Genomic DNA, 24,282 nt, shown 5'->3' on the forward strand with positions numbered 1-24,282 from the left:
TAAAGCCATGTTTAAGCAATTTACAGAGAACCTATCCGGTGCCCAGGCGTACCTGCTGTTCTCGCTCGGAATTTTCCTTGTATTTTTTATAGTAGTGGCCTTTATGCTTTTCAGGCTGAGGAAACAACATGTTGATCACATGCGCGATCTGCCCCTGCATGATGGTAATGGCGAAACTTTTAATACCCGCAACTTATGAAATACCTGCGCCTGTTAATTTTAATTGTACCAATACTATCGGTACAACCTGCCTTAGCCGCCGATGACAATTTGATACCGGCCGACTTAATGAATGAGATAGGTTTTGGCGCTATTATAGCGATGCTTGCATTGTTCATTTTATCGATGCTGATATTGCTTCGTGCGCTTAAAGCAGTTACAAGGATAACGCTAAAGGCACAAGGCTATACCGAAGAGCAGATCATGGCCGAATTGGCACCGGCCAAAAAGGTTAAGAAACCCAAAGGCGAAAAATGGAATAAAATATTGTCATTAAGGCCATTATCTGAAGAGAATGAATTAATCATCGCACATGATTATGACGGAATTCAGGAATTGGATAATCCTATACCTGGGTGGTTTATGTACCTGTTTTATATCACCATCATTTTTGCCGTAGGTTATATTTTAACTTATCATGTGTTTGGCTTCGGGCAGTTACAATATGACGAATACAAAACCGAAATGGCCCAGGCCGATATAGCCAAACAGCAATATCTGAGTAAGGCTGCTAACAGGGTTGATGAGAATACCGTAAAACTGGTAAGCGACCCGGCGGTATTAAACTCAGGGCAGGTAATATTTAAACAAAGTTGCGTTCCCTGCCACGGCGACCACGCCCAGGGCGTGGTTGGGCCTAACCTTACCGATGATTACTGGCTGCACGGCGGTAAAATAAGCGATGTGTTTAAAACCATAAAGTATGGTGTGCAGGCTAAAGGTATGCCAACCTGGGAGAAGCAATTATCACCTAAACAAATCTCGGATGTAGCCAACTACATCAAATCACTACATGGCACTAATCCTGCCGGTGCCAAGGAACCCCAGGGCGAAAAAGAAACAGATGGTATTGCCGCAAAAGATAAAGCGATAGCTAAGATATAACCGATATGGAAGGTTTACTGGCAGCAAAGGAGAGCGGGAAAAGGCAATGGATGTACCCGCTGATACGAAAGGGTAGGTTTTACAAATGGCGTAGCTGGCTAAGCTATTTCTACCTGTTGTTCTTTTTCAGCGGGCCGTTTTTACGTGTAAACGGGCGGCCTTTGCTGCTGCTTAATGTGATAGACAGGCAGTTTGTATTATTAGGACAGGTTTTCTGGCCGCAGGATATTTTCCTGTTTGTGCTGGCATCGTTGGTGTTTTTGATTTGCGTGGTGATATTCACCATTGCGTTTGGCCGTATTTTTTGCGGGTGGATCTGTCCGCAAACCATTTTTATGGAAATGGTTTTCCGGAAGATAGAAATTTGGATAGAAGGGGACGCCCCAAGGCGCAAAAAGCTTGACGCCGGCCGCTGGACTAAGGAAAAAATCATAAAAAAAGTAAGCAAGCACACTATATTTATTTTAATCTCGTTCCTCATCGCCAACACCTTCCTCGCCTATATCATTGGCAGCCAAAGTTTAATCAGCATTATTACCCAACCTGTTACTGCTCATTGGGTGGGTTTTATCAGTATTTGGGTGTTCACCGCCGTTTTTTACCTTGTTTACAGCAGGGTACGTGAATTGGTTTGTACACTGATATGCCCGTATGGCCGGTTGCAGAGTGTTTTGATCGATCATCATACGCTGGTGGTGGCTTATGATGAGGTGCGCGGCGAGCCCAGGGGGAAGCTTAGCAGAGAGGCTGATCCTTTTAACCTGAAGGGCGATTGCGTAGATTGCAACCTGTGTGTTGCCGTTTGCCCAACCGGTATTGATATCAGGAAGGGAACCCAGATTGAATGCGTTAACTGCACAGCCTGTATTGACGCGTGCGACCAGGTGATGGATAAAATAGGTAAGCCCCGTAACCTGATAGGATACTTTTCCGAAAACATGATCCGCCTGAAAGAGAAACCAACTTTTACCGTACGGATGAAGGCTTACACAGCGGTGATATCGGTTTTAATAGCTGTTTTAAGCTATTTTATTTTTAGCAGGACAGATATGGACCTTACTGTAATGCGCAGCGCCGGGATGCTGTACCAGCAACAGCCTGGCGGTTACATCAGCAATATTTACAACGCCGAGATTATCAATAAAACCGATACGGAGAAAACTGTAACCATTGTGGCAGATGATCCCTCGGTTAAAATAAAATATATCCAGGCACCGGATGTTATAGGCAAAGGGGCCACAGAAAAGGCCGTGTTTTTTATACTGCTCCCGGCGTCGCACATCCGCACCGCCAAAACTAAAATCCGCTTAAAACTGGTGGTTAACCGCGAGGTGATCCAGATAGTAAGCACCAACTTTATAGGACCTGTAAATGATTAAGCAAATGAATTGGGGAAAAGGAATAATAATAGGAATGGCGACATTTATGCTGTTCATCCTGAGTATGTGTATTTATATGTTCAACGTACCGGTTGACGATTATGACCACCAGTACTATGAAAAAGGAATGAGTTTTAACAAGGATCATAACCGTGAAGAGCAGGTAATTAAAGATCATGCCGAGCCGTTAATAACCCAGCGTGGCGATCAGCTCAGCATCGCTTTCAGCAAGCCTGTAACCGGCCGGATAAGCTTTATGAGGCCTTCGGATAAAACGCAGGATAAAGCATTTGCACTTAATAGTGGAGCCGGCAACGAAGCCGGCATTATTTTGCAGGGCATGGCCAAAGGCCCCTGGCAATTAACGCTGGAGTGGGAGAGCGGCCATAAAGCTTACCTGTATCATAAGGAGGTTTTTATAAAATGAGCAGCAACCAGATAGCTTTTTTTATAGGCCTGTTTGGCAGCGTACATTGCATAGGCATGTGCGGGCCGCTGGCTTTTGCTGTACCGGTTTCGCAAAACCGGTGGTGGCATGTTATAGCCAATAAATTGCTGTATAACATCGGCAGAGTAATTACATACACATTTTTAGGCCTGCTTGCTGGCGTTGCCGGGAAACAACTATGGCTTTACGGTTTGCAGCAGGGTGTAAGTTTGTTAAGCGGTATATTGATTATTATGGCGGGTTTTTCGCGCTTATTTAAACTGCAGCTGGCCGGGATGAAATTCACGCCTCACTTACTAAAACCAGTTAACAAACTGTTACACTATGCGTTACAGCATCGTGCCGGCCATTTGGTGGTTGGGTTACTTAATGGCTTGTTACCTTGCGGGTTTGTTTACCTTGCATTGGTTGGGGCAATTAATACTTCATCGCCTCTCAACGCAGCCAGCTATATGTTTTGGTTTGGGGCGGGCACATTTCCTTTAATGCTGGCTGCAACCATTGGTTTGGGCTTTGCGGGGCCGGTTGTAAGGCGACGTATAAGTAAGGCTATGCCTTACCTGATGGTGTGCCTCGGTTTTTGGTTCGTTTTAAGGGGCTTGAATCTGGATATTCCCTACCTAAGCCCTGCTAAACAATCATCATCGGCTGCTGGTGTTTGCCGATAGGTTTCTAAACACGCAGGGGCTAAGAAAACTTTATTCTTAGCCGCTGCGTGTGTGAAAAAATCTGCTCGATATGTGTTGACTGATCATAAGTACATGCTATATCGCCATACTAAACAGTTGTGTTGCCGGTTTATTGGCCCAAAGCCGGGCGTCGAGCGCCATGCAAATGTTTCGTAAAAAGTTTTTGCCTGTGGGTGTTACCTTTAATCCCCACGAATTAAGTTCAATTAATCCGTCATCGGCCAATGGTTGTAATCTTTCAATTCCGTCCAGCAAGGCTTCACATGGCTCGGTATGATGGTTCCAACTGGTTTGGCCTTTACACATGATCTGCTGGATATGCCTGCGGATTATGATATCATCGTTGGTTAGCAGGTGACCTTTAAAAACAGGCAGTTCGCCGTTTTTTACCAGTTCGAGGTATTCCTCAACAGATTTTACATTTTGGGCAAAAGCATATCGAGAATCGCTGATAGAAGATACTCCCAAACCAACCAGTAGTTGAGTGTGCTGATGGGTGTACCCCATAAAATTACGATGAAGGTTACCGGCCTGTTCAGCAAGTAGCAGCTCATCTCCTGGTAAAGCGAAATGGTCCATGCCAACTTCAAGATAACCGTAGTGCTTTAACAGCGCGCGGCCTACATCGTATAGTTTGGTCTTGAGTTTTGCATCCGGCAAATCATCTTCGGTGAAACGGCGCTGGCCTGGTTTTAACCACGGCACATGAGCGTAGCTGTAAAAAGCAATCCTATCGGGCTTTAATGCGGCTACTTCCTGCAGGGTTGTTGCCAGGCCGGCTAAGGTTTGCAGCGGTAAACCATATATCAGATCATAGTTGATGGATGTATATCCTATGTGCCTTGCCTGCCCGGTAACCGTACGCACCTGATCAATACTTTGCTGGCGGTTAATGATAAACTGAACCTTAGGATCGAAATCCTGGATGCCAAGACTTAGCCTCCTGAAACCAAGATCATACAAAACCTGCAAATGATCAACGGTGGTATTGGCCGGATGCGCTTCAAAACTGAAAGATGCATCCAGGTGTACTTCTGTATGCAGCAGGATAGCACTAATGAGCGCTTTTAAATTTGCCGCACTAAAAAAAGTAGGCGTACCGCCACCGAGGTGAATCTCCCGGATCAGGGGCTTCCCGCCAAAAATATTTTTATACATGGCCCATTCCAGCAATAAAGCTTTAATATATGGCTCCTCGACCCTGTGGTTTTTGGTAATCCGGGTATTGCAGCCGCAATAGGTGCAAAGGTTTTCGCAAAAAGGTAAATGAATGTAGATGCTTATACCTTCCTGTGCATTGCTCTCATAAAATGAGCTGTTTACAGTTTTTATCCATTCTTCTTTAGTAAAAGCCCCGGTATCCCAATAAGGCATAGTTGGGTAGCTGGTGTACCGCGGAGCAGCCACATTGTATTTAGCTGTTAGTGATGGTTCCATAAAATTAAATTTTAATTTCAACAGGCAGGCTAACGCGGCAGCTATTAGCGCAGGCACAATTATCGCCCGCGCATTTGTTTATTTGCCATTTATCCAGATTGCGGATGGTTTTGTCTGCAATTTCCTGCAGGGCTTCTTTAGTTAGATATGCCTGGTGCGGCGTAACCAAAACATTGGGATAGTTTAATAAGCTGTGTAGCAGGGGATCTTTAACGGCATCGTTTTCATGATCTTCAAAAAATAAACCTTTTTCAAATTCATAAACATCAAGGCCCAGGTAACCCATTTTGCCGCTCTTTAATGCGGCTATGGCATCGGTTGTTCTGATGAGTGCCCCGCGGGAGGTATTGATCAACATCACGCCATTTTTCATCTGCCTGATGGTTTGGTTTTTGATAAGATGTTTTGTGGCGGCTGTAAGCGGTAAATGAAGAGATATAATATCGGCATTAGCCAGTAGTTCTTCTAAAGTTACGGGTGTAATATGCTCAACATCGGCCGGAAATGCGGGGTCGTAAGCTATTACGTTGCAGCTAAGCCCGTTAAATATCTTTGCAGCAGCTTTGCCTGTATTGCCCAGGCCTATCAGCCCAACTGTTTTGCCGGCAAAATTAAAACCAATCAGCTCATCGTTCCTGAAATCGAAATGGTGACTGTGTTTATCCGCCCTGATAATTTGCCTGTTTAACGCGAAGGCCAGTGCTACCGCATGTTCGGCAATGGCCTGAGGCGAATAGGAGGGGATGTTTGCAATGCTGATGCCGTATGTAGCGGCAAGCTGTTTATCAATATGATCGGTTCCGGTTGATCGGGTTATGATAAGTTTCACACCATAATCCGCAAGCTGTTTAATTACCGCTGCCGATACATCATCGTTGGTAAAAACAATTACTGCGTCTTTTCCCTCGGCAAATACGGCTGTATCGATACTGAGGGCATTTGATATTAAGGTAATGTCGTGTTTTTTTTGATTGGCCTTTGCCAAAAACTCCTTTTCAAAAGGCTTTATACTGTAGGCTACTGCTTTCATTTGCAATAATATTAATGTAACAAAGTTAGCCCCGGTGCCAGGCTTACCGAATGAGGTTCATCAATCCGAAATGTGATGTTTATCAGTTTCTCATTTTTGAAAGCCGGGTAGGATCTAAAATGGTAATCACACTGCCTTTTTTATCAATCAGTCCTTCATCTTTAAAATCAGACAGCGTTCTGCTCACCGTTTCGGTGGCCATCCCGGCCATAGCTGCAAGATCTTCCCTCGAGATCTTAAAACTTTCGGTGTCGCTGGTATATTGCCTGTTAAGGCGCAGCATAGCTTCGGCCATCCTTTTTCGTACCGAATGGTAAGCCAATTGTAATAGCTGTTCTTCTTTTTCGCGGATGTTGTTGGCCAGCAACCTGATAAATTCCCTCGCAATGTCCGGATATAAATTAAGCAGTTCATCCAGCTGATCTTTCGGGATCAGGCAAAGCAGGCTATCCTCAAGTGCGGTAGCCGTTTCGCTGTACGTTTCGTTAGATAAAAATGAATGGATGCCGATATATTCTTCGCTTGTGTAAATCCCGGTCATTAACTCGCGGCCGTCTTCGGCCATTTTAGTGCTTTTAATACGGCCTTTTACCAACAGGTAAAGGCCATTACCCTTATCGCCCTCGTAATAAACTACCTGGTTTTTTTTAAACTGCCGGGCTTTGCGTTCGTCAATTACCCGCTTTAGCTCGGTAAGCCCTTTGTTTTTAGCAAGCAACAAATTCAAATTATCAAGCGATTTGCTGTAGAAGGATTGCTGCGCCTCCCTTTTTTTTAACCTGCTTTCAACGGCATTCAGCAATTCCATATCGTCAAACGGTTTGGTAAGGTAATCGTCGGCTCCCATTTCCATGCCTTTTCGCAGGTCAACGCGCTCGGCCTTCGCAGTTAAAAATATAAACGGGATTGCCGCCGTAACGGGGTTTTTATTCAGCATATACAATACGCCGTACCCGTCAAGCTCGGGCATCATGATGTCACACAAAATAATATCGGGAATATTGTTTACGGCCAGTTCAACCCCTAAACGGCCATTGGCGGCTTCAAATACTTTGTAGCCGGCAAGCTCAAGTATTTCAACTACGTTTTCGCGGATGTCGTTATTATCTTCAATAATCAAAATTTTTTTGCTCATTGTTCGGGAAATGAAATGGTGAATAAAGTGCCTTTGTTAATACTGCTTTTAAAAGTTACGTTGCCATTCATAAGGCGCACGTAGCGGGCCACTATATGGAGGCCCAAGCCGGTGCCTGGAATATTACCGGTGTTATGAGCTCTGAAAAAAGCCTCGAACAGATGTTTTTGATCCGTGTCGGGAATACCTATACCATTATCTTTAACGGTGATGGTGCATCCGCTTTTGCTTAACTCGGTATTAAACTCAATAAAAGTGTTCTCCCCCGAGTATTTGATGGCATTGGCGATGAGGTTGATGATACAGTTTTTTAACAGGTTAAGGTCCAGGTTAACCTTGCTGTTGCTGCCGGTATGCAGGTAAATAATATTTTGATCTTTCTTGGCCATCAGCTGCATTTCTTCGGTTATTTCTTCGGCCAGTTTAACAAGGTCAAAAACCGTTGGAGAGGGCTCAACACGCCCGGCCTCCAGTTTCTCGTGCGATAGAAAATCATTCAGGATAGTGGTAAGATTGCCTACCGCATTTTTTATTTTACCCACATGCTTGCTGATGTTTTTGCTTTGCGATTGCCCGGCATATTTTTCAATAAGCGAGGCAGAAAGCTGTACTGCGCTCAAAGGGGTGCGAAACTCGTGCGAAGCCATCGATACAAAACGACTTTTCAATTGCCCCAGCTCTTTTTCTTTTTCGAGCGAGATGCTTACCTCATCTTTAGCTTTCTCGAGTTCTTTAACTGATAGCATGAGCGATTGGGTGCGCTCTTCCACCTCGTCTTTCAAATGGGCAGCATACTCTTTTAACCGGTCTTCGGCTTCTTTTTCACGGCTTAGGTCGTGTATAAAGCCGGTATATATGATGCGCCCGGAGTATTTTACTTCGCTAACTGCGAGGCGAAACGGAAAAAGGGTTCCGTCTTTTCGCAAACCGGTTACTTCACGGCCAATACCGATGATATGTCCGCGACCGGTTTGCTGATATCTTCTGATGTATTCGTCATGTTGTTCCCGATGAGGCGGGGGCATTAATATAGATATGTTTTTACCGGTCACTTCGGCGGGCTTATATTGAAACAGCCTGCATGCCGGAGGGTTGATCGATTCGATCAGCCCGCGATCGTTGATAGTGATAATTCCATCGATAGCGTTTTCAATAATAGCGTTCAACAATGCCGCGCTTTCCATATAAACCCCGGATGATTTTTAAGTGGCAAACAAATATCAGCTCGTGCGGGCAAATGGGGCATAACGATATTCAGTTTAAAAAATGATCAATATCATTTTTTAAACCGGGTTTTTGATTAAATAAAATTTGCTTTATGTAAAAAGCCGGGCAGTAGTTGCCAGGCCTTTTTAAAATTTGATTATAAGTTTGATATTACTTTATTCTATATCCAACCCCGATGCCAAACACCCAGGGCCTGATCTTTACATCGGCCGCAATATTTTGCAACAACGGAGCTAAGGTCTGGTTATTTGCAGGGGTAAGGTTAGCCGCATTAACTGTGGCATTGGTGTTCAGAAAGATTTTTTTCACATCAATATTCAGGAATACGTTTTTGCTGATATCATAATCAATGCCGGCTTGTGCCGCGAATGAAAATTTATTTTGATAATCTATCCCCTGTACAACCGGGCCTTTATCGGCGCTATAAAATATAGTGTAGTTTGCACCAGCACCCAGGTATGGTTTAAATGCCGTACCGGTTGGCAAATGATATTGTAAAGTTAAGGTTGGAGGCAGTAACCAAACCTTGCCAAGGTTAACATCTGCCGAGGCGCTGCCCCCGATGGCGGTAAGGTTTGAACCCTGCGTTTTTACCTTATGTTTTGAAGTGGCGAGGATCAATTCGGCAGAAAAGTTTTTGGTAAAAAAGTAAGTGATATCAAGTTCGGGCACAAAGGCATTTGTGATATTGATATTACCACCAATAACACCAATGTTAGCACTTTCCTGCGGTACTATCCCTATGGCGCGTAAACGGATGTCCCATTCGTTTTTTTGTTGGGCAAAAGTATTTAATCCACAAAACAGGCACAGGGCCATTACACATAGTTTTAAAGTTTTCATAATATCTCAGATTGAATTATGGCCCAAAACTATGGCGGTTAAAATGACCGGTCCGTGATGCTAAACAGACTGCATGCTGATATTGATCATTGCTGCTAAGTGTTTGATTAAGCAGTTAAGCAAAATCGTTAATAAAACAATGATAAAGGTTTTATTATCCGGAAACCATCGTCATTCGATAGACTATGACCGCGGCCGGATCTTGCGGCCTCATTATTTATTGTAATAATCATGATCATTTATCAGCATTTTACCTTTGATGCCGCTCATTTTTTACCTCATGTGCCCCAAGGGCATAAGTGCCGTAATTTGCATGGGCACACCTATCACCTTACGCTTTACATAACCGGTGAAATTATGGAAAAGGAGGGCTGGATATTGGATTTCTCTGATTTGAAAGCTATTGCTCAACAGGTGATAGGGACGCTTGATCACACGCTCCTCAATAACATTGAAGGCCTCTCCAATCCAACAGCCGAACTTTTAGCCAAATGGATCTGGCAAAAATTAATACCCTTGCTGCCCGGTTTAAAAAAGATAGAGCTTAAAGAAACGCCGGCTTCGGGCGTAGTATATAACGGAGACTAACAACCGCTTTTGGAAACTTAATTCTGTTTCGGCATCATTTATATAGGTGACCGCTGTCATTATTTCCCCATCTAAAAAAGGGCAGTTTTGTGATATCAAATAATCATAACCAATATGAAAACACTGCTTATTGCCACCGATTTTTCAGCCAATGCAAGGCATGCTGCTGAATATGGCTATCATCTGGCTAAACAAATCAAAGCCAATATCGTGCTATGTAACGCCGTTATCGTACCAGCCGAAATGCCTCAGTCTGGCATGGTGGTGTGGCCAATGGATGATCTTGAAACATTGTTGCTTGGCAGTACCCATCAACTGGAAAACCTGAAACTACAATTGGAAAAACCAGTTGAGGGAGGTGGGTTCAAACCCGAGATTTCTATTGTAAATGAGTCGGGCGTGGTTACCGATATAGTGGAAGGCTTTGTTGAAAATAACCAGATTGATATGGTACTGATGGGAACCCATGGCGCAGGGATGAGCCGCTTTTTATTAGGTAACCACAGCAAAAATATGATTGAAGCGACCACCAAACCCCTGATGTTGATTTCGCCGGAAACACGGTTCCGCCCGCTTAAAAAAATAGCATTCGCTGCAGATTTTGCCCACCCCGGCACCAGTATGGAAAGTTTGTTTAACCTTATTCCGTTTGCTAAAACATTAGGCGCCGAAATTTTACTTACGCACATTCATGAGGGAGGGGAAGTAAGTGTAGAAATGCAAAAAACTATTGCCGGTTTCATGACTGAGGTATCCAATAAAGCAAACTATTCTCAAATTTATTATCGAAGCGTTCAAAATAGCCAGGTTGAGGCAGGTTTGAGCTGGATTTGCGAACATGGAGACGTTGATATGCTGGTAATGGTACACCGGCCGCATAGTTTTATTTACCGGCTTATTAAAAGTAGTCATAGCGAAAAGATGGCCGGCCGGCTTGATATACCTTTATTGGTATTCCCGGCAGCCCAGTAATTATTTATTCATCTTAATCCAATTTAAATATATGTTGCCTAAAACAATGAAGGCCGCCGTAGTTCATGAGTTTGGACAGCCGCTGCAAATAGAAGAAATGCCGGTAAAAGAGCCGGGCGAAAACCAGGTATTGGTAAAAGTGATAGCCTGTGGGGTTTGCCACACCGATTTGCATGCCTGTGAGGGCGATTGGCCTGTAAAACCTAAAATGCCGTTAATACCCGGGCATGAAGCCATTGGTTATGTGGCCGCTTTGGGTGCCGGCGTTAATAATATTAAGGAGGGCGATATAGTAGGTGTACCATGGTTATACAGTGCCTGCGGATGCTGCGAGTTTTGTATAACCGGTTGGGAAACCCTTTGCGACAATCAGCGAAATGGAGGCTATAGCGTTGATGGCGGCTTTGCCGAATATGTTGTTGCTGATGCCCGATACGTGGCCCGTTTCCCGGCTGGCGTTAGTTTTACGCAAATGGCACCTATAATTTGTGCCGGCGTTACGGTATATAAGGGCATTAAAGAAACAGAGGCCAAACCAGGCGAGTGGATAGCTATTTCAGGGATAGGCGGCTTAGGCCACCTTGCGGTTCAATATGCTAAAGCCATGGGACTGCACGTAGCCGCCATTGATATAGCCGACGATAAGCTACAACTGGCCCGTGATTTAGGTGCCGAACTAACCGTTAATGCCATGAACCAGGATCCCGGGGAGTTTTTGAAAAAGGCAACCGGCGGAATGCATGGCGTATTGGTAACCGCGGTATCGTCTGTAGCTTTTAAGCAGGGTATTTTGGCATTGCGTAAAAAGGGAACCATCGCTTTAAATGGCTTGCCTAAAGGCGATTTAGGTTTGCCCATCTTTCAATCGGTACTCAACCGTTATACAGTCCGCGGCTCGATAGTGGGTACCAGGAAAGATATGCAGGAAGCAATTGAATTTGCACTGGATGGTAAAGTTAAGGCAACTGTGCAAACAGCCGCTTTAGAAAATATTAATAACGTGCTTGACAGAATGAAAGTCGGAAAGATTGAAGGAAGGATAGTGTTGGATATAGCCAAAACCAAAGCATAAGCCAGGCATTCGTTAGTAAATAATGTATAGGAGGTGGATAACCTTAGCCCATCTCTTTACATTAATTAGTTTAACGATATATTTTGAGTCAGTCGATTAAATGTTTTTTTAGTTTTACTATCAAATCGTCGGGGTTAAAAGGTTTAACAATACAATCCTGCATGCCGGCTTCTAACACCTTTTCGCGTACATCGCTTGTTGCAGATGCAGTTAGGGCAATCATCGGCGTGTTGTTATTGAAAGTTCTTATTTTTACTGCAGCCGTGTAGCCGTCCATTACGGGCATTTGTAAATCCATCAAAACAAGGTCGTAGGGCGTGTTTTGCATCATCGATACCGCTATTTCACCGTTATCAGCTACGTCAACTTTGGCATCCCAACTTTCCAGTAACTGGGTAGCATACAAAACGTTAAATAAAGTATCTTCAACAAGCAATAATCGTTTGTTTTTTAATGTGAAGCCTGCTATATCGTTCTGTAATGCATTGATGGTTTTATCGTCAACTATAGGAAAATCCAGCACAAAATGAAATTTTGAGCCTTTGCCAAGTTCTGATTCCACCGTGATATCGCTTCCATAGAGTTTTAAAATACGACGGGTAATAGCCAACCCCAAACCTGTACCGCCGTATTGTCGGGTAATGGAAGTTGACGCCTGCAAAAAAGGGACAAAAATGTTTTCGAGGTTCTCTTTCGCAATGCCAACACCTGTGTCATGTACCGAAAAGTGAAGGGATGCCCGGTCGGTTTTTAACTTTTGAAGATCGATACGGATAGAGATGAAACCCTTCTGTGTAAACTTTACCGCGTTCGAGATCAGGTTGTTTAAAACCTGCCCAAGGCGCAATGAATCGCCCAGAAAATAATCAGGCAGCCTGTTGTCTAAAACAAGCGACATCCGGTTTTCTCGTTCGTTTGCGCTGTTTGAATTAGCGGCTACAATATCCTTGATCAGTTTTTTTACATTGAATGGAGCGTTATCAAGATCGAGTTTGCCCGCTTCTATTTTATTGAAATCAAGAATATCGTTAATCAACACCAGCAGATTGTCTGATGATGTTTTTAACGTGCGGAGATTGTCTTCCTGGTCGGCGCGCGGGTTGTTTTTTAGTAGCAGGTGTCCCATGCCAATCACAGCATTCAAAGGAGTGCGAATTTCATGGCTGATGATAGAAAGAAAATCAGATTTAGCGATATTGGCTTTCTCGGCTTCTTCTTTCGCGAAAATCAGTTCTGATTCAACTTCCTTCCGGCGGCGTATTTCATTGTTTAAAAGGTCAACTATTTCAAGCAGGTCGCCGTATTCACCGTCTACAGCACCGGTATTATCAAACTTAATATTGTTAAGGGTTTCTTTTAGTTTTTTAACAGATAGATTACGGTATTCAATCTCATCTTGAAGCTTTTGATTGATATCGGCAAATTCCTGCTGGCTTACCGTAAAGGCATGGTCTGATAATTCCTTGTCCCTGTCAAAAGCTATATAGGAATCATTAACTGCGTCGATAAGCCTAACAAAAGATTCGTTCGACGAAAAATCGTCATTATAGTATTTTTTTAATTGCCTGGCTAAAAGTTTATGATAAGACATCCTGATCAATTTCTTCAATAAAGGTAGTTATTGTCATGGTTTGATTATGCAGTTCACAACGGCTATTTTCATGCACAGGCGATATTTCTCCGTACGAATAGAAGCCGGTTAATATAGTTTTATCGCCAAAAATTTCCTTTACAGCTTCGGTCTCCTCATCTATACGGTTACCTAATATAAGCTTGCGGCCCACGCAGCTTATCAACAGGGCGAGTTTGGGTTTTTGAAGGGCGAATTTGGTGAGCGATTTATTCGCGGCGCAGGTTGCCGCGTCGATTATTTTATCAAAATTAGCCTTCATAAACCTGATATACGCTCCTTCAGGAATATCGCCGGCAAAAATCATGCTTTGCTCATCATTGTCAATCGACAAAATTGTACGTACTACCGAATCGGAATTGTGGGGCGGTCGCACATATAGGGGAAACAATAAGGCAGATCCTGGCAGCTCATCTGCATACCGGCCAAGATATTGTTTATAAAGTTCGAGGGCACTTTTGTTATCAATTTCAAACAGGCGGTTTGATACCGATCGCGTTACCTGCTTTTCGGGGCCAAATATATCCCATCCCCCCATGGAACCATGCCCAATTTGTAAATAACGGCCATAAAAACCTATCGCAGCTATGGTGCCGTGTTGAGGTGGGGTATTACAGCCAACTGTAGTGCTGATAAATTTATCGCCATCACCGGCCAGGCCGCCGGTAATAGGGATATTTCTTTTATTCTCCTGTTCAAGCCCCCTAACCAGTTCGCTGCCATTAACCAGACTGCCGTCTGATATGATGAGCATATTACTAAGCTGGTCTGAATTTAAGTCACCAAACAGGGCCCTGCCGGCTTCGTAGCTATTGGGATGATCGGCAATGTTTATGCTCACCGTTTTAATGCCCGTTTGCTCAAACATCATTATCGAAACCGATACGGTGTCATCTAAAACGGTATCTTCATATATTTCTCCGGCTGTTGAGCAAAGTACGATGTCGCTATTCGGAAATTCGGCTGAGAGCTGCCCGTAAATATCGTCTGATATCAGGAGCCGCTTGTTGCCAAAAGCAAGGATAAGCGCTTTCGCATCCTGCGGGATACGGTCGCCGTTTTCTAAAATGAAACGGCCCCCGCTGTATAATTTCTGTGCTACTTTCATAAATTGTATTATTAGGCCGGGTACTCATTCCTTATTTTTGCAATCACTTTTTCAACGGTGGCATGCAGCAATTGTATGTTATGGGCTAAAATGACTTTATCAGTTTCATTAGCTTCGCTGCTTTCAATATCCCTTATGGTTTGCTTAATTGAGTTTATCTTTAAATTATCGATGCTTGGCTTCATTTTATGTGCCATAAGCCGTACAACTCCCAAGTCGCCTTTATTATAGGCGCTTTGCATGTCGCTTATCATGGCTGGGGTTTGCTCGCAAAAAATATTTACCATTTTTTGCACAAATGCCTCATTATCTTTACTAATAGCTTTAAGTAAAGACAGATCATACATCGGACTATCGCTGCTCATATCGATATTTAGTTTAGGGCTTGTTAGCGAACGGGGCTGGAGCCAAAGGTCAAGAACCTTTAAAAACTCGGCCTCATTTATTGGTTTGGTAATATAATCATTCATCCCGGCAGCAAGGCATTTTTCCCGTTCTCCTTTTATAGCCTCGGCCGTAAGCGCTATGATCGGGCTTTTATTGCCGGTTCCCCTAATCATTTTAGCCGTTTCAAGGCCGTTTATCCCCGGCATCTGGATATCCATCAGTATAGCGTCGAAATTTTGTTTCTTAATAAGTTCCAGCGCGTTAACTCCGCTTATCGACTCGGTTACCGATGCTCCATAATTTTGCAGTATCACCAGGGCCACAAGGCGGTTAAGTTCATTATCGTCGGTTACAAGTACGTTTTTACCCCGCAAAAAATCCACATTATGATATGGCTCAGGTTTACTGGGCAAATCGGCAGTGCTACCTTTTTTAAATTCGATGGTGAGCGTTATTTTTGTACCCTCATGCTTTCTGCTTTCGGCAAAAATCTGGCCGCCCATCAACTCAACAAGATCCTTGCAGATACTCATTCCCAAGCCGGTGCCTCCGTACTTTCTGCTTACCGATTTTGTTTCCTGGCTGTACTTATCAAAAAGATGTTTTAAAAACGTTTCATCCATGCCTATACCTGTATCTTTAACTTCTATTTGTAAAAGCTGTGAATGCAGGGTGTCGCTGATTAGCTTGAATGTCAAATCAATTGTGCCCATTTCTGTGAATTTAACCGAATTATTTACCAGGTTTAACAGGATCTGATTGAGGCGGTATGGATCGCCGATCAGGATAGGAGATATTTTGTCGTCAAAATAGGAATTTATGAGCCGTAATCCTTTTTCTTCGGCTTTGTGCGATAACACCTGGATCACCCTTGCTGCCGATTTTCGGGGTTCGAAGCCAATGTTTTCGATATTTAGTTTTCCGGCTTCAATTTTTGAAAGATCGAGTATGTCGTTGATAATTATCAACAAACTTTCGGATGCAGAATTAATAACATCAAGATAAAATTGCTGCTGCGGTGAAAGTGCAGTTTTCGAAAGCTGGTTGCTCATCCCCATAATAGCGTTCATGGGCGTGCGAATCTCGTGGCTCATATTAGCCAAAAAGTTTTCCTGCACACGTGCCAGGTGTTCGGCGTGCTTTTTGGCGTCGATAAGTTCCTCTTCCTGTCTTTTTTGCTCGGTGATATCAAGGTGGATTCCGATTGATCCCATTTGCTCACCTTTGTTGTTATAACGCGGTGCACCGCTTATTAGCCACCATTTTTCGTTACCTTGTTTGTTATTCAACTTTACCTGGTACGCATCAGATACGCCTTTTTTGCGTAGTTCGTTTTTTTCGTGAAAAATGTTTTTGGTTTCCTCGCTGGCCAGCAATGTTGCGGCGTTTTTTCCTAACAGTTCATTTAAAGCGTAGCCGCTCATTAAGCAAAATGTATTGTTAGCAAACGTTATATTTTCATACATATCAACCTCTACCAGCCCAAGATTCATATTATCGATGATTCCCCGGTATTTTTCCTCTTCATTTTTTAAAGCTTCTTCAACGTTTTTACGTTCGGTAATGTCGTTCATAAAACCGGTAAAAACTTTGGAGCCGTTTGGCGAAAGATAAGAAAACGAAGAGTATACAGAATGCCATTTTGGGGGCTGGCCGGGTATCAATAAAACCGACTCATCATAAAAAGGTTCAAGCGTTTTTTTGCAGTGCTCGTTTTTTTTGATGATCCTGTCCCTGTCTGCCGGGCCGATATAATTCAGGTAGTTTGAAAAATCGTCCGGTTTTATCCCAAAAATACGTTCAATTGCCGGGCTGATGTAGCGCAGGCCTTCGGTACCGTCCCGTCTGAACTCATATTCATATATCACGCCCGGGATGTTCTCGGATAATGCCTTAAACTGCATGGCGCGGTTTTCCAGTTCAATTTCGGTTTGTTTAATTTTTGAAATATCGGTATGGGTGCCCGTTATTCGTACAGGCATATTACAGTTGTTATATTCAATAACAACGCCCCGGTCAAGTATCCATCTTGTGCCGCCATTACTGTCAATTACCTTGTATTCGAGGCTGTGCGAATCTATTTCGCCTTTTTTGTACTTTAAATAAGTTGATTTCAGTAATTGCTGATCTTTAATATCGGCAAGCTCCCACCAAAATGAGTTTTGATCGTTTTTAAAATGCTTACGGTAATTTAATTGGTGGTTTGTTTTCGAAAATATGGTTTCGCCCGTTATTAAATTATGCTCCCAAACATTATCACCTATTTTTTCGAGCGCGAGCCTGAACCGGGCTTCCGATTCTTTAATATGTTCCGATGCTTTTTTCTCATTGGTAACATCCTCTTCCAAGGCAAAAAAACCGCTTAACTCTCCATTGGAATTTAGTATGGGTTGGCCCTGTATACGCAGCCAGTATTTTCTTCCGCTTTTTGAATAGTTTATAATCTCTGCGGCAAAGGGTTGCCCTTGCGCTATTTGGTTCCGGAGGTAATTAACAGTTTCTTTATCAGTTTGCGGGCCCTGCAATAGGTGGCCGGGTTTTTTATTAACTACTTCGCTAAGGGTATACCCGGTTATCTTGGTAAAGCCTTTATTAACCCAGGTTACATGGCCATGTTTATCAGTGAGGATAACAGCGTTTATATTTTCTTCAGCAATTTTTGATAATACTTCAAGTTTTTCTTCTCTCGCCTTTTCAACGCTTATATCTTCAATAACTGCAAAGTATCTTAACGCTTTAGTTTCATCCGCAGGGTACGATTGTCCTTTTACCCTTGCCCAAAACCATGAGCCATCTTTGCGGTAATGTATCAGCTGCTCATTAAACGATGTTTGCGTGCCGATTGCTTCTTCGATACGTGCTATAGTTTCAGGCCGGGTAAGCGGCCCTTTGCAAAAATCAAACGTGTAATTCCCTATAAGTTCATGGGCATCATAACCCATCATCTTACAAAAGCTATTGTTAACCCAGCTAATTTTACCTGTATTATCATTAAATACCACCCCATTTTCATTGGCTACGGCAACAATTGCAAGCTGTTGCAGTTCATCCTGACTAAAGCCGCCGGAAGAAAAAAAGGGAGAAATAGAAACACTTGTCTGATCCATTTTTACAGCTGTTTAAAACCGCTGCGCCTACGGTAATTATGCAATAAGCGCGTTTGCCTATTTACCGTAAAAGTGTACCAAATGCTTGCGTTTAGCCTAAATCATTAATAATGAGTATTTTAATTGAGATTTAACTGGATGGAATTTCCGCTTTTTGGAATTTTTTCCGGGTAATGGAATTATTTCAATTCACCATCCTGTATCATTTTGTATATGGTGCTTTTGCCTATATCAAGCATCCGGGCGGTGGCTATAACATCGTCGTTATTTTTCTTGAGGTACATTTTAATGATTTCTACTGTGTACTCCCTGAGTGTTTTTTGACCAAATAAAAAAGGTTCGTCCTTCCTGGTCGAATTAAAGGTTATGTCTGCGGCCTTTATTTCATTGTTATCGCACATTACCGCGGCCAGGTCTATTATCGCCTTTAACTCGCGTACATTGCCCGGAAATTGGTAATGTAACAGTTTGCTCTTTGCATCCGATGCAATTGTTACGGCCCCGAGTTTGTTTTGTTTGGCAAAGTCATCGGCAAAATGGCGGGCAAGAATCAGTATATCATTCCCGCGTTCTCTAAGCGGCGGTAAATCAATAGGCAGGCCTATAACCCGATAGTAAAGGTCTTCTCTAAAGTTGCCCTTTTTAACTTCGTCGGCAAGGTTTTTATGTGTTGCTACTATAACCCTGATGTCTAATTTTATTTTTTCGTTTCCGCCTATGCGCACCACCTCGCGTTCCTGTAACACACGTAAAATTTTACTTTGAACGCTCAGTTCCAGTTCGGCTATTTCATCTAAAAAAATGGTGCCGCCGTTGGCGTCTTCAAACTTTCCGGCTTTACGTGCTACAGCGCCGGTAAACGCGCCTTTCTCGTACCCAAAAAGTTCGCTCTCAATTAACTCACGCGGAATGGCTGCCATATTTACCGGCACAAAAGCTTTCTTTTTTCTTTCGCTGGCGTAATGGATGCCTTTTGCCACAACCTCCTTACCGGTGCCGGTTTCGCCCGTTATGGAAACGTTTATATTGGTTTTGGAAGCTTTTTCCATCATCGAGAATATTTTTTTCAATGATTCGCTTTGGCCAAGTATGGTTTTCTCGAACGAAAATTTCTGGCCAAGCTCTTCCCGTAGTGTTTCCACTTCTTTTTTAAGGCTTTGGTTTTCGCGGATCCTTACAATGCTGTTCCATAAAAGATCTTTCGTCGAGTCGTCTTTAACAAGATAATCGGTAACGCCCATTTTAAGCAGGTTTACCGCTACGGCTATTTTTTCCTGCGAACTGATCATGATGATAGGTACAGTAGAGTTTACTTCCCTGATTTTTTGAAATAACTTATCGCCGAGCATATCCGGCAACGAAAAATCAAGTGTAATCAAATCTGGCTGCTGGTAAAGGTTATTTAGCAGGTCTTTAGCGGTTTCAAATCGCGTTACCTTATAATCGGGGTTTAAACTTATATGGTACTGAAGAATTTCGCCATACCAGCGGTCATCCTCAACTATAAAAATATTGTAAGCGCTCATGTAATTAGGTTACCAGGTATATGCTTAAGCGATAATACGCAAATCCGGAATAAAAGTTACCGGTTAATATTCCTGATTTTATGTTGAAACATAAATATCTTTTTCCTTAAGCATTGCTATTATCTTATTAAATATAATATGCTATAAAGTTGATAACTTTTTAAATACTAAATACCGTATAAACACCTATTGGAGAAACGATTTTTTTTTCTAAAATTTATAGGGTAGTACACCTTATAACTCCTTTCAGTTGTATTTATGTATTATATAAAGAGAATAATTCATAAGCAATAATTCTCTACTCCTAATTATAATTTGCTATGCCGTTTGAACCTGAACGTAATATTGAATCGGAGCACCCATATGCAGATCAAAGCAGCAGGCGTGTTAAAGACGCCCGGCTGTGCAGGGCTATGGTAAACAGTATTGTGGATTATGCTGTAATATTGACTGATCCGGAAGGAACAATTATCAGTTTAAACAAAGGTGCCGAACTTATATTAGGATATAAGGAAGGCGAAGTTCTGGGAAAATCGATCTCTCTTTTTTATCCGTTTGAAACACTTAAAACCGATAGCCCCATATATAACCTGCAGGAGGCACTCATCAATAACAACTATCAAATAAACGGGTGGCGGTTAAAACAAGATGGTACTATTTTTTTCGCTAACATTCACTACACAGCCCTGTACGATGAAGACAAGGAACTATTAGGATATACTAAAATAATTTATGATTTAACCGGAACCGATAGTGCTACCAATGGGGGGATTATAAAACACGAGCCGGGAAGCGGCAACCTGAGTTTTCGTAAACTGATTGAGAATAGTTACAGCGGTATCTCGCTGCTTGATGCCAACATGAATGTGATATACCGCAGCCCATCGGCCGAGCGGATTGGGGGTTGGAACAATCAGGACCGAGCGAAGTATGGTGTTGCCGATCTCATTCACCCGGACGATATCGCGACTGTGCAGGGATTACTTGATGAAGCCCTAACGGCACCGGGAGTTCCAAAAGCCGGCAGCTTTCGTACAAAACATGCCGATGGCGGGTATATATGGCTTGATTGCGTGTTTTCAAATTTTCTTGACGAACCTAATGTAAATGCCATAGTATGTAATTTTATTGATAGTACCGAGCGCAGGCTAAACCAGAGCCGGGTGGCAGAACGGGAAAAGTTTATTAAAACCATAACCGACAATGTGCCTGCCATGATTGCCTATTGGGATGCCCGTTTAAAATGCCTTTTTGCCAATAAGCCGTACTGTAACTGGTTTGAGAAGACTGCCACAGAAATTATCGGCATGAATAAGGCCGAACTCATGTCGTCTGTCGGGCTTGAAGAATTGCACGGCAAAATAGAAGGGGTGTTATCAGGCTCCGCTCAAAGTTTTGAACGTACATTTGTAAATAAAAGCGGAGCGAAAATTTATACGCATACGCAGTACATCCCTGATATTAGTGATGATACGGTTAAGGGCTTTTATTCGATAATTTATGATATAACTGAAGTTAAAATTGCCGAGGGTGAACTGAGGGCGAAAAACGAACAAATAGCAGATTTGCTTGAAAATATTCAGGATGGTTTTATCGCCCTTGATGAGCATATGTGTTATACCTATGCCAATAAAACAGTTGGAACACTTCTGGGGATGCCAACTTCGGCATTAATTGGCAGAAATATATGGGAAGTATTTCCCGACGCGGTAGGATCTAAAACCTACGAGGCTATTATGGAGGCTTACAGCAGTAATGTATATGTAAGCAATGAAGACTACTATCCTCCCTTAAACCTATGGCAGGAAAACCGTGTATATCCCTCAGGTAAGGGCGTTTCGGTGTTTATAAGGGATATAACCGAGCGCAAAGTAAACGATTTACAAAAAAACCTGCTTGCCGGCATTAGCGCAATTTTTAATGAAGAGGCTACCCTGAAAGAAACACTGTTCAAGGTGTTAAACAAACTTGCGCATTTTGGCAATTTTAAATTGGTGGAAGCCTGGTTGGTTTCGGCAGATAAGCGGAAGATCAATTTGGCTGTTAACTATTGTGAAACAGATGAAGCCCGGTCTTTTTACAAGGAAGGCAATGCGCTGAACAGTTTTGTTAAAGGGGAGGGTTTACCTGGTATGGTATGGGAAACAAAGGCAATACAGTTTGTACCCAACCTGCAGCGAAACGATTTCTTTTTGCGTAAGCAGGAAGCGCTTCGCGCCGGAATAACCAGCGCCTACGGAGCGCCGATTATTTTTAAAGGAGAAGTAATAGGAGTGATGGTGTTGGGTTTATCGGAGGCCGATTACCAGGAAAGTTTTTATACACTATTGTTCGAGCGCTTTAGCCGGACTTTTGGGGCCGAAATATGCCGGAAACAGGTAGAACAGGAGCTTAACCAAATTTTTAATCTTGCCCCCGATCTGATATGTTCAACCGGGATAGATGGTTACTTCAAAAAGGTGAATCCGGCCATGGTTGCCTTACTTGGCTACCCGGAACTGGAATTATTGAACAGGCAATTTGTTGATTTTATACACGCTGATGATAAAGAGCGCAGCCTTGCCCAGTTTAATAAAATACTGGAAGGTGAAGCTACTCCTTATTTTGAATGCCGGTTTGAAACCAGAGATCATAAAACCAAATGGCTTGCCTGGACAACTTCGGCTCCGTCTGAGGATGGTTTGATTTTTTGCGTTGCCAAGGATATTACAGAGAAAAAAGAACTTGAGGATTTGCTGGCCAAAGCAAACAGCATGGCCCGGATAGGCAGCTGGGAATTTGATTTGAGCAACGGGAATATTTATTGGTCGGATGTAACGAGGGAGATCCATGAAGTTGGTGGCGATTTTATTCCTGATCTTGATACAGGTATCAACTTTTATAAAGAAGGCGAATCAAGAAAAGTAATAACAGCAAAAGTAAAGGCAGCCATTGAAAAAGGTGTTCCGTGGGATACTGAACTTCAAATAATTACCGCCCAAGGCTACGAAAAATGGGTGCGATCAATAGGCGAGGCCGAATTTTCAGGCGGCAGGTGTATGCGGCTTTACGGCAGTTTCCAGGATATCGACGCGCGTAAACGGGCAGAGATAGCGGTTTCGGAAATATTGGAAGAGAGGAATGTAATACTGGAAAGTATTGGCGATGCCTTTTTTGCTGTGGGCAAAAATTGGGTGATAACCTATTGGAATAACATGGCCGAAAAGGTTTTGGGTAAACCTAAGCAAATGATGCTCAATTCCAATTTATGGGATGTGTTTAATGAGTCGGTCAATTCCAAATCATATCATAAATACCACGAAGCAATTGAAACCAACAAGGCCATTCATTTTGAAGATTTTTATGCGCCTTTACAAAAATGGTACGAAATAAGCGCCTATCCGTCGGCCGCGGGCTTGTCGGTATATTTTAAAGATATTACAGAGCGCAAGGTTTCCGACAAGCGCCTGAAAGAATTAAATGAAAGTTTAAAGCGCCAAACCAAAGAGTTAACCGCATCTAACGCCGAGTTGGAACAGTTTGCTTACGTAGCATCGCACGATTTACAGGAACCGCTGAGAATGGTTACAGGTTTCCTTTCGCAAATTGAAAGAAAATACAGCGATAAGCTTGATGAAAAAGGGATACAGTATATCAACTTTGCTGTAGACGGCGCCAAGCGGATGCGCCAGATTATACTTGACCTGCTTGAGTTTTCAAGGATAGGAACCACCGCGGATAATATTGATAATGTTGACGCAGGCAGTCTGATCAATGATATACTGGCCTTTTACAATAAGTTGATTGATGGAGGAGGGGCGACCGTTTTATTTAAAGATTTACCCGTATTGCGCACTTACCGCGGCCCTTTACGGCAGGTTTTTCAAAACTTAATAAGCAACAGTTTAAAATACAACGAACATAAAACAGATATCCATATCGAAATAAAATGCGCGGAAACAGATGGGTACTGGCAGTTTTCGGTGGCGGATAACGGTATCGGCATCGAGCCCCAGTATTTCGACAAGATATTTGTAATATTTCAACGCCTGCACAACAAGGATAAGTATTCGGGAACCGGTATGGGGCTTGCCATAGCTAAAAAAATAGTGGAGAATTTAGGTGGGAAGATTTGGGTTGAATCTGTTTACGGGCAGGGAAGCACATTTTATTTTACCATAAAAAAAACTGAGTTATGAAATCGGTAAGTATTTTATTGGTTGAGGATAATGAAGGAGATATTATTTTAACCACCGAAGCTCTGAGTGAATGCAAGATCATCAACGAAATAACTATCAAAAGGGATGGGAGAGAGGCCGTTGAATTTTTTGAAGGCATCAGTTCGAAGGAGTTACTGCCCGATATAGTGCTGCTGGATATTAATCTCCCGAAAATGAGCGGGCATGAAGTGTTGATGTACCTGAAAACCAGCGAAAGATACAGGCACTTACCGGTTATCATGTTAACAACCTCGTCATCGGAGAATGATTTACTAAAATCGTACAAAAACCATGTAAACTGCTATATAGTTAAGCCGATTGATGCCAATGATTTTATAAACGCGGTTACCAAAATAGAAGATTTTTGGATAAATATTGTTTCAATCCCCCCCAGGTAACCC

The 24,282-nt window shown here is 42.8% G+C and carries 19 protein-coding genes; 10 read left to right on the top strand and 9 right to left on the bottom strand.

The window, feature by feature from the left end; genetic code table 11:
* Positions 1-7 precede the first annotated feature (7 nt).
* Genes HYN43_RS07435 through HYN43_RS07455 form a run of 5 tightly spaced genes read left to right on the top strand, consistent with a single transcriptional unit; the run spans position 8 to position 3,599 of the window.
* Positions 8-199, top strand: a complete 192-nt coding sequence (locus HYN43_RS07435) for a hypothetical protein (RefSeq protein WP_119408840.1) — start codon at positions 8-10, stop codon at positions 197-199.
* Positions 196-1,104, top strand: a complete 909-nt coding sequence (locus HYN43_RS07440; protein WP_119408841.1) for a cbb3-type cytochrome c oxidase N-terminal domain-containing protein — start codon at positions 196-198, stop codon at positions 1,102-1,104. The genes HYN43_RS07435 and HYN43_RS07440 overlap by 4 nt, the downstream gene beginning before the upstream one ends.
* Positions 1,105-1,109: 5 nt before the next feature.
* The gene (ccoG, locus tag HYN43_RS07445) at positions 1,110-2,483 is read left to right on the top strand and encodes a cytochrome c oxidase accessory protein CcoG (RefSeq protein WP_119408842.1); all 1,374 of its coding nucleotides are present in this window, start codon (positions 1,110-1,112) and stop codon (positions 2,481-2,483) included.
* 4 nt (positions 2,484-2,487) lie between these two features.
* Positions 2,488-2,910 carry a FixH family protein gene (locus HYN43_RS07450; protein ID WP_162996358.1) on the top strand — a complete coding sequence of 141 codons (423 nt, stop codon included), beginning with the start codon at positions 2,488-2,490 and terminating at the stop codon, positions 2,908-2,910.
* Positions 2,907-3,599 (top strand): sulfite exporter TauE/SafE family protein, encoded by a 693-nt coding sequence (locus HYN43_RS07455; protein ID WP_119408844.1) that lies wholly within the window; start codon positions 2,907-2,909, stop codon positions 3,597-3,599. The genes HYN43_RS07450 and HYN43_RS07455 overlap by 4 nt, the downstream gene beginning before the upstream one ends.
* Before the next feature lie 96 nt (positions 3,600-3,695).
* Here the strand turns inward: HYN43_RS07455 and hemN are convergent, their stop codons facing one another.
* The 5 genes from hemN to HYN43_RS07480 all read right to left on the bottom strand — a co-directional run bounded on the left by hemN (position 3,696) and on the right by HYN43_RS07480 (position 9,292).
* Positions 3,696-5,057 carry an oxygen-independent coproporphyrinogen III oxidase gene (gene hemN / locus HYN43_RS07460; protein WP_119408845.1) on the bottom strand — a complete coding sequence of 454 codons (1,362 nt, stop codon included), beginning with the start codon at positions 5,055-5,057 and terminating at the stop codon, positions 3,696-3,698.
* 4 nt (positions 5,058-5,061) lie between these two features.
* Positions 5,062-6,087, bottom strand: coding sequence for a 2-hydroxyacid dehydrogenase (locus HYN43_RS07465; protein WP_119408846.1), 1,026 nt, complete (start codon positions 6,085-6,087; stop codon positions 5,062-5,064).
* An 82-nt stretch (positions 6,088-6,169) separates the two neighbouring features.
* The gene (locus HYN43_RS07470; RefSeq protein ID WP_119408847.1) at positions 6,170-7,222 is read right to left on the bottom strand and encodes a response regulator; all 1,053 of its coding nucleotides are present in this window, start codon (positions 7,220-7,222) and stop codon (positions 6,170-6,172) included.
* On the bottom strand, positions 7,219-8,406 hold the full coding sequence (locus HYN43_RS07475) for a sensor histidine kinase (protein WP_119408848.1): 1,188 nt from the start codon (positions 8,404-8,406) through the stop codon (positions 7,219-7,221). Before HYN43_RS07475 ends, HYN43_RS07470 begins: the two co-directional genes overlap by 4 nt.
* 193 nt (positions 8,407-8,599) lie before the next feature.
* A complete protein-coding gene (locus HYN43_RS07480) occupies positions 8,600-9,292 on the bottom strand; it encodes an OmpW/AlkL family protein (RefSeq protein WP_119408849.1) in 693 nt (230 codons plus the stop codon).
* A 231-nt stretch (positions 9,293-9,523) separates the two neighbouring features.
* On the opposite strand from HYN43_RS07480, the gene queD reads away from it, so the two are divergent.
* The 3 genes from queD (at position 9,524) to adhP (ending at position 11,924) form a co-directional block, all read left to right on the top strand.
* Positions 9,524-9,880 carry a 6-carboxytetrahydropterin synthase QueD gene (gene queD, locus HYN43_RS07485; protein ID WP_119408850.1) on the top strand — a complete coding sequence of 119 codons (357 nt, stop codon included), beginning with the start codon at positions 9,524-9,526 and terminating at the stop codon, positions 9,878-9,880.
* Positions 9,881-9,994: 114 nt separating this feature from the next.
* The gene (locus HYN43_RS07490; protein WP_119408851.1) at positions 9,995-10,852 is read left to right on the top strand and encodes a universal stress protein; all 858 of its coding nucleotides are present in this window, start codon (positions 9,995-9,997) and stop codon (positions 10,850-10,852) included.
* A 31-nt stretch (positions 10,853-10,883) separates the two neighbouring features.
* On the top strand, positions 10,884-11,924 hold the full coding sequence (adhP, locus tag HYN43_RS07495; RefSeq protein ID WP_119408852.1) for an alcohol dehydrogenase AdhP: 1,041 nt from the start codon (positions 10,884-10,886) through the stop codon (positions 11,922-11,924).
* A gap of 88 nt (positions 11,925-12,012) precedes the next feature.
* Here the strand turns inward: adhP and HYN43_RS07500 are convergent, their stop codons facing one another.
* From HYN43_RS07500 to HYN43_RS07515, 4 genes are all read right to left on the bottom strand, one after another.
* Entirely contained in the window at positions 12,013-13,515 is a 1,503-nt protein-coding gene (locus HYN43_RS07500) for an ATP-binding protein (RefSeq protein ID WP_119408853.1), read from the bottom strand.
* Entirely contained in the window at positions 13,502-14,662 is a 1,161-nt protein-coding gene (locus HYN43_RS07505; protein WP_119408854.1) for an FIST signal transduction protein, read from the bottom strand. Before HYN43_RS07505 ends, HYN43_RS07500 begins: the two co-directional genes overlap by 14 nt.
* Before the next feature lie 11 nt (positions 14,663-14,673).
* Entirely contained in the window at positions 14,674-18,156 is a 3,483-nt protein-coding gene (locus tag HYN43_RS07510) for a PAS domain-containing hybrid sensor histidine kinase/response regulator (RefSeq protein ID WP_119408855.1), read from the bottom strand.
* Positions 18,157-18,335: 179 nt separating this feature from the next.
* On the bottom strand, positions 18,336-19,682 hold the full coding sequence (locus HYN43_RS07515; RefSeq protein ID WP_119408856.1) for a sigma-54-dependent transcriptional regulator: 1,347 nt from the start codon (positions 19,680-19,682) through the stop codon (positions 18,336-18,338).
* A gap of 320 nt (positions 19,683-20,002) precedes the next feature.
* Here HYN43_RS07515 and HYN43_RS07520 point away from each other — a divergent pair, with 320 nt between their 5' ends.
* Together HYN43_RS07520 and HYN43_RS07525 are read left to right on the top strand one after the other, a co-directional pair.
* Positions 20,003-23,860, top strand: coding sequence for a PAS domain S-box protein (locus tag HYN43_RS07520; protein ID WP_119408857.1), 3,858 nt, complete (start codon positions 20,003-20,005; stop codon positions 23,858-23,860).
* Positions 23,857-24,279, top strand: coding sequence for a response regulator (locus HYN43_RS07525; protein ID WP_119408858.1), 423 nt, complete (start codon positions 23,857-23,859; stop codon positions 24,277-24,279). The genes HYN43_RS07520 and HYN43_RS07525 overlap by 4 nt, the downstream gene beginning before the upstream one ends.
* Positions 24,280-24,282 lie beyond the last annotated feature (3 nt).

This window comes from Mucilaginibacter celer (assembly GCF_003576455.2).
In the GTDB taxonomy this organism is placed as follows: Bacteria; Bacteroidota; Bacteroidia; order Sphingobacteriales; family Sphingobacteriaceae; genus Mucilaginibacter; species Mucilaginibacter celer.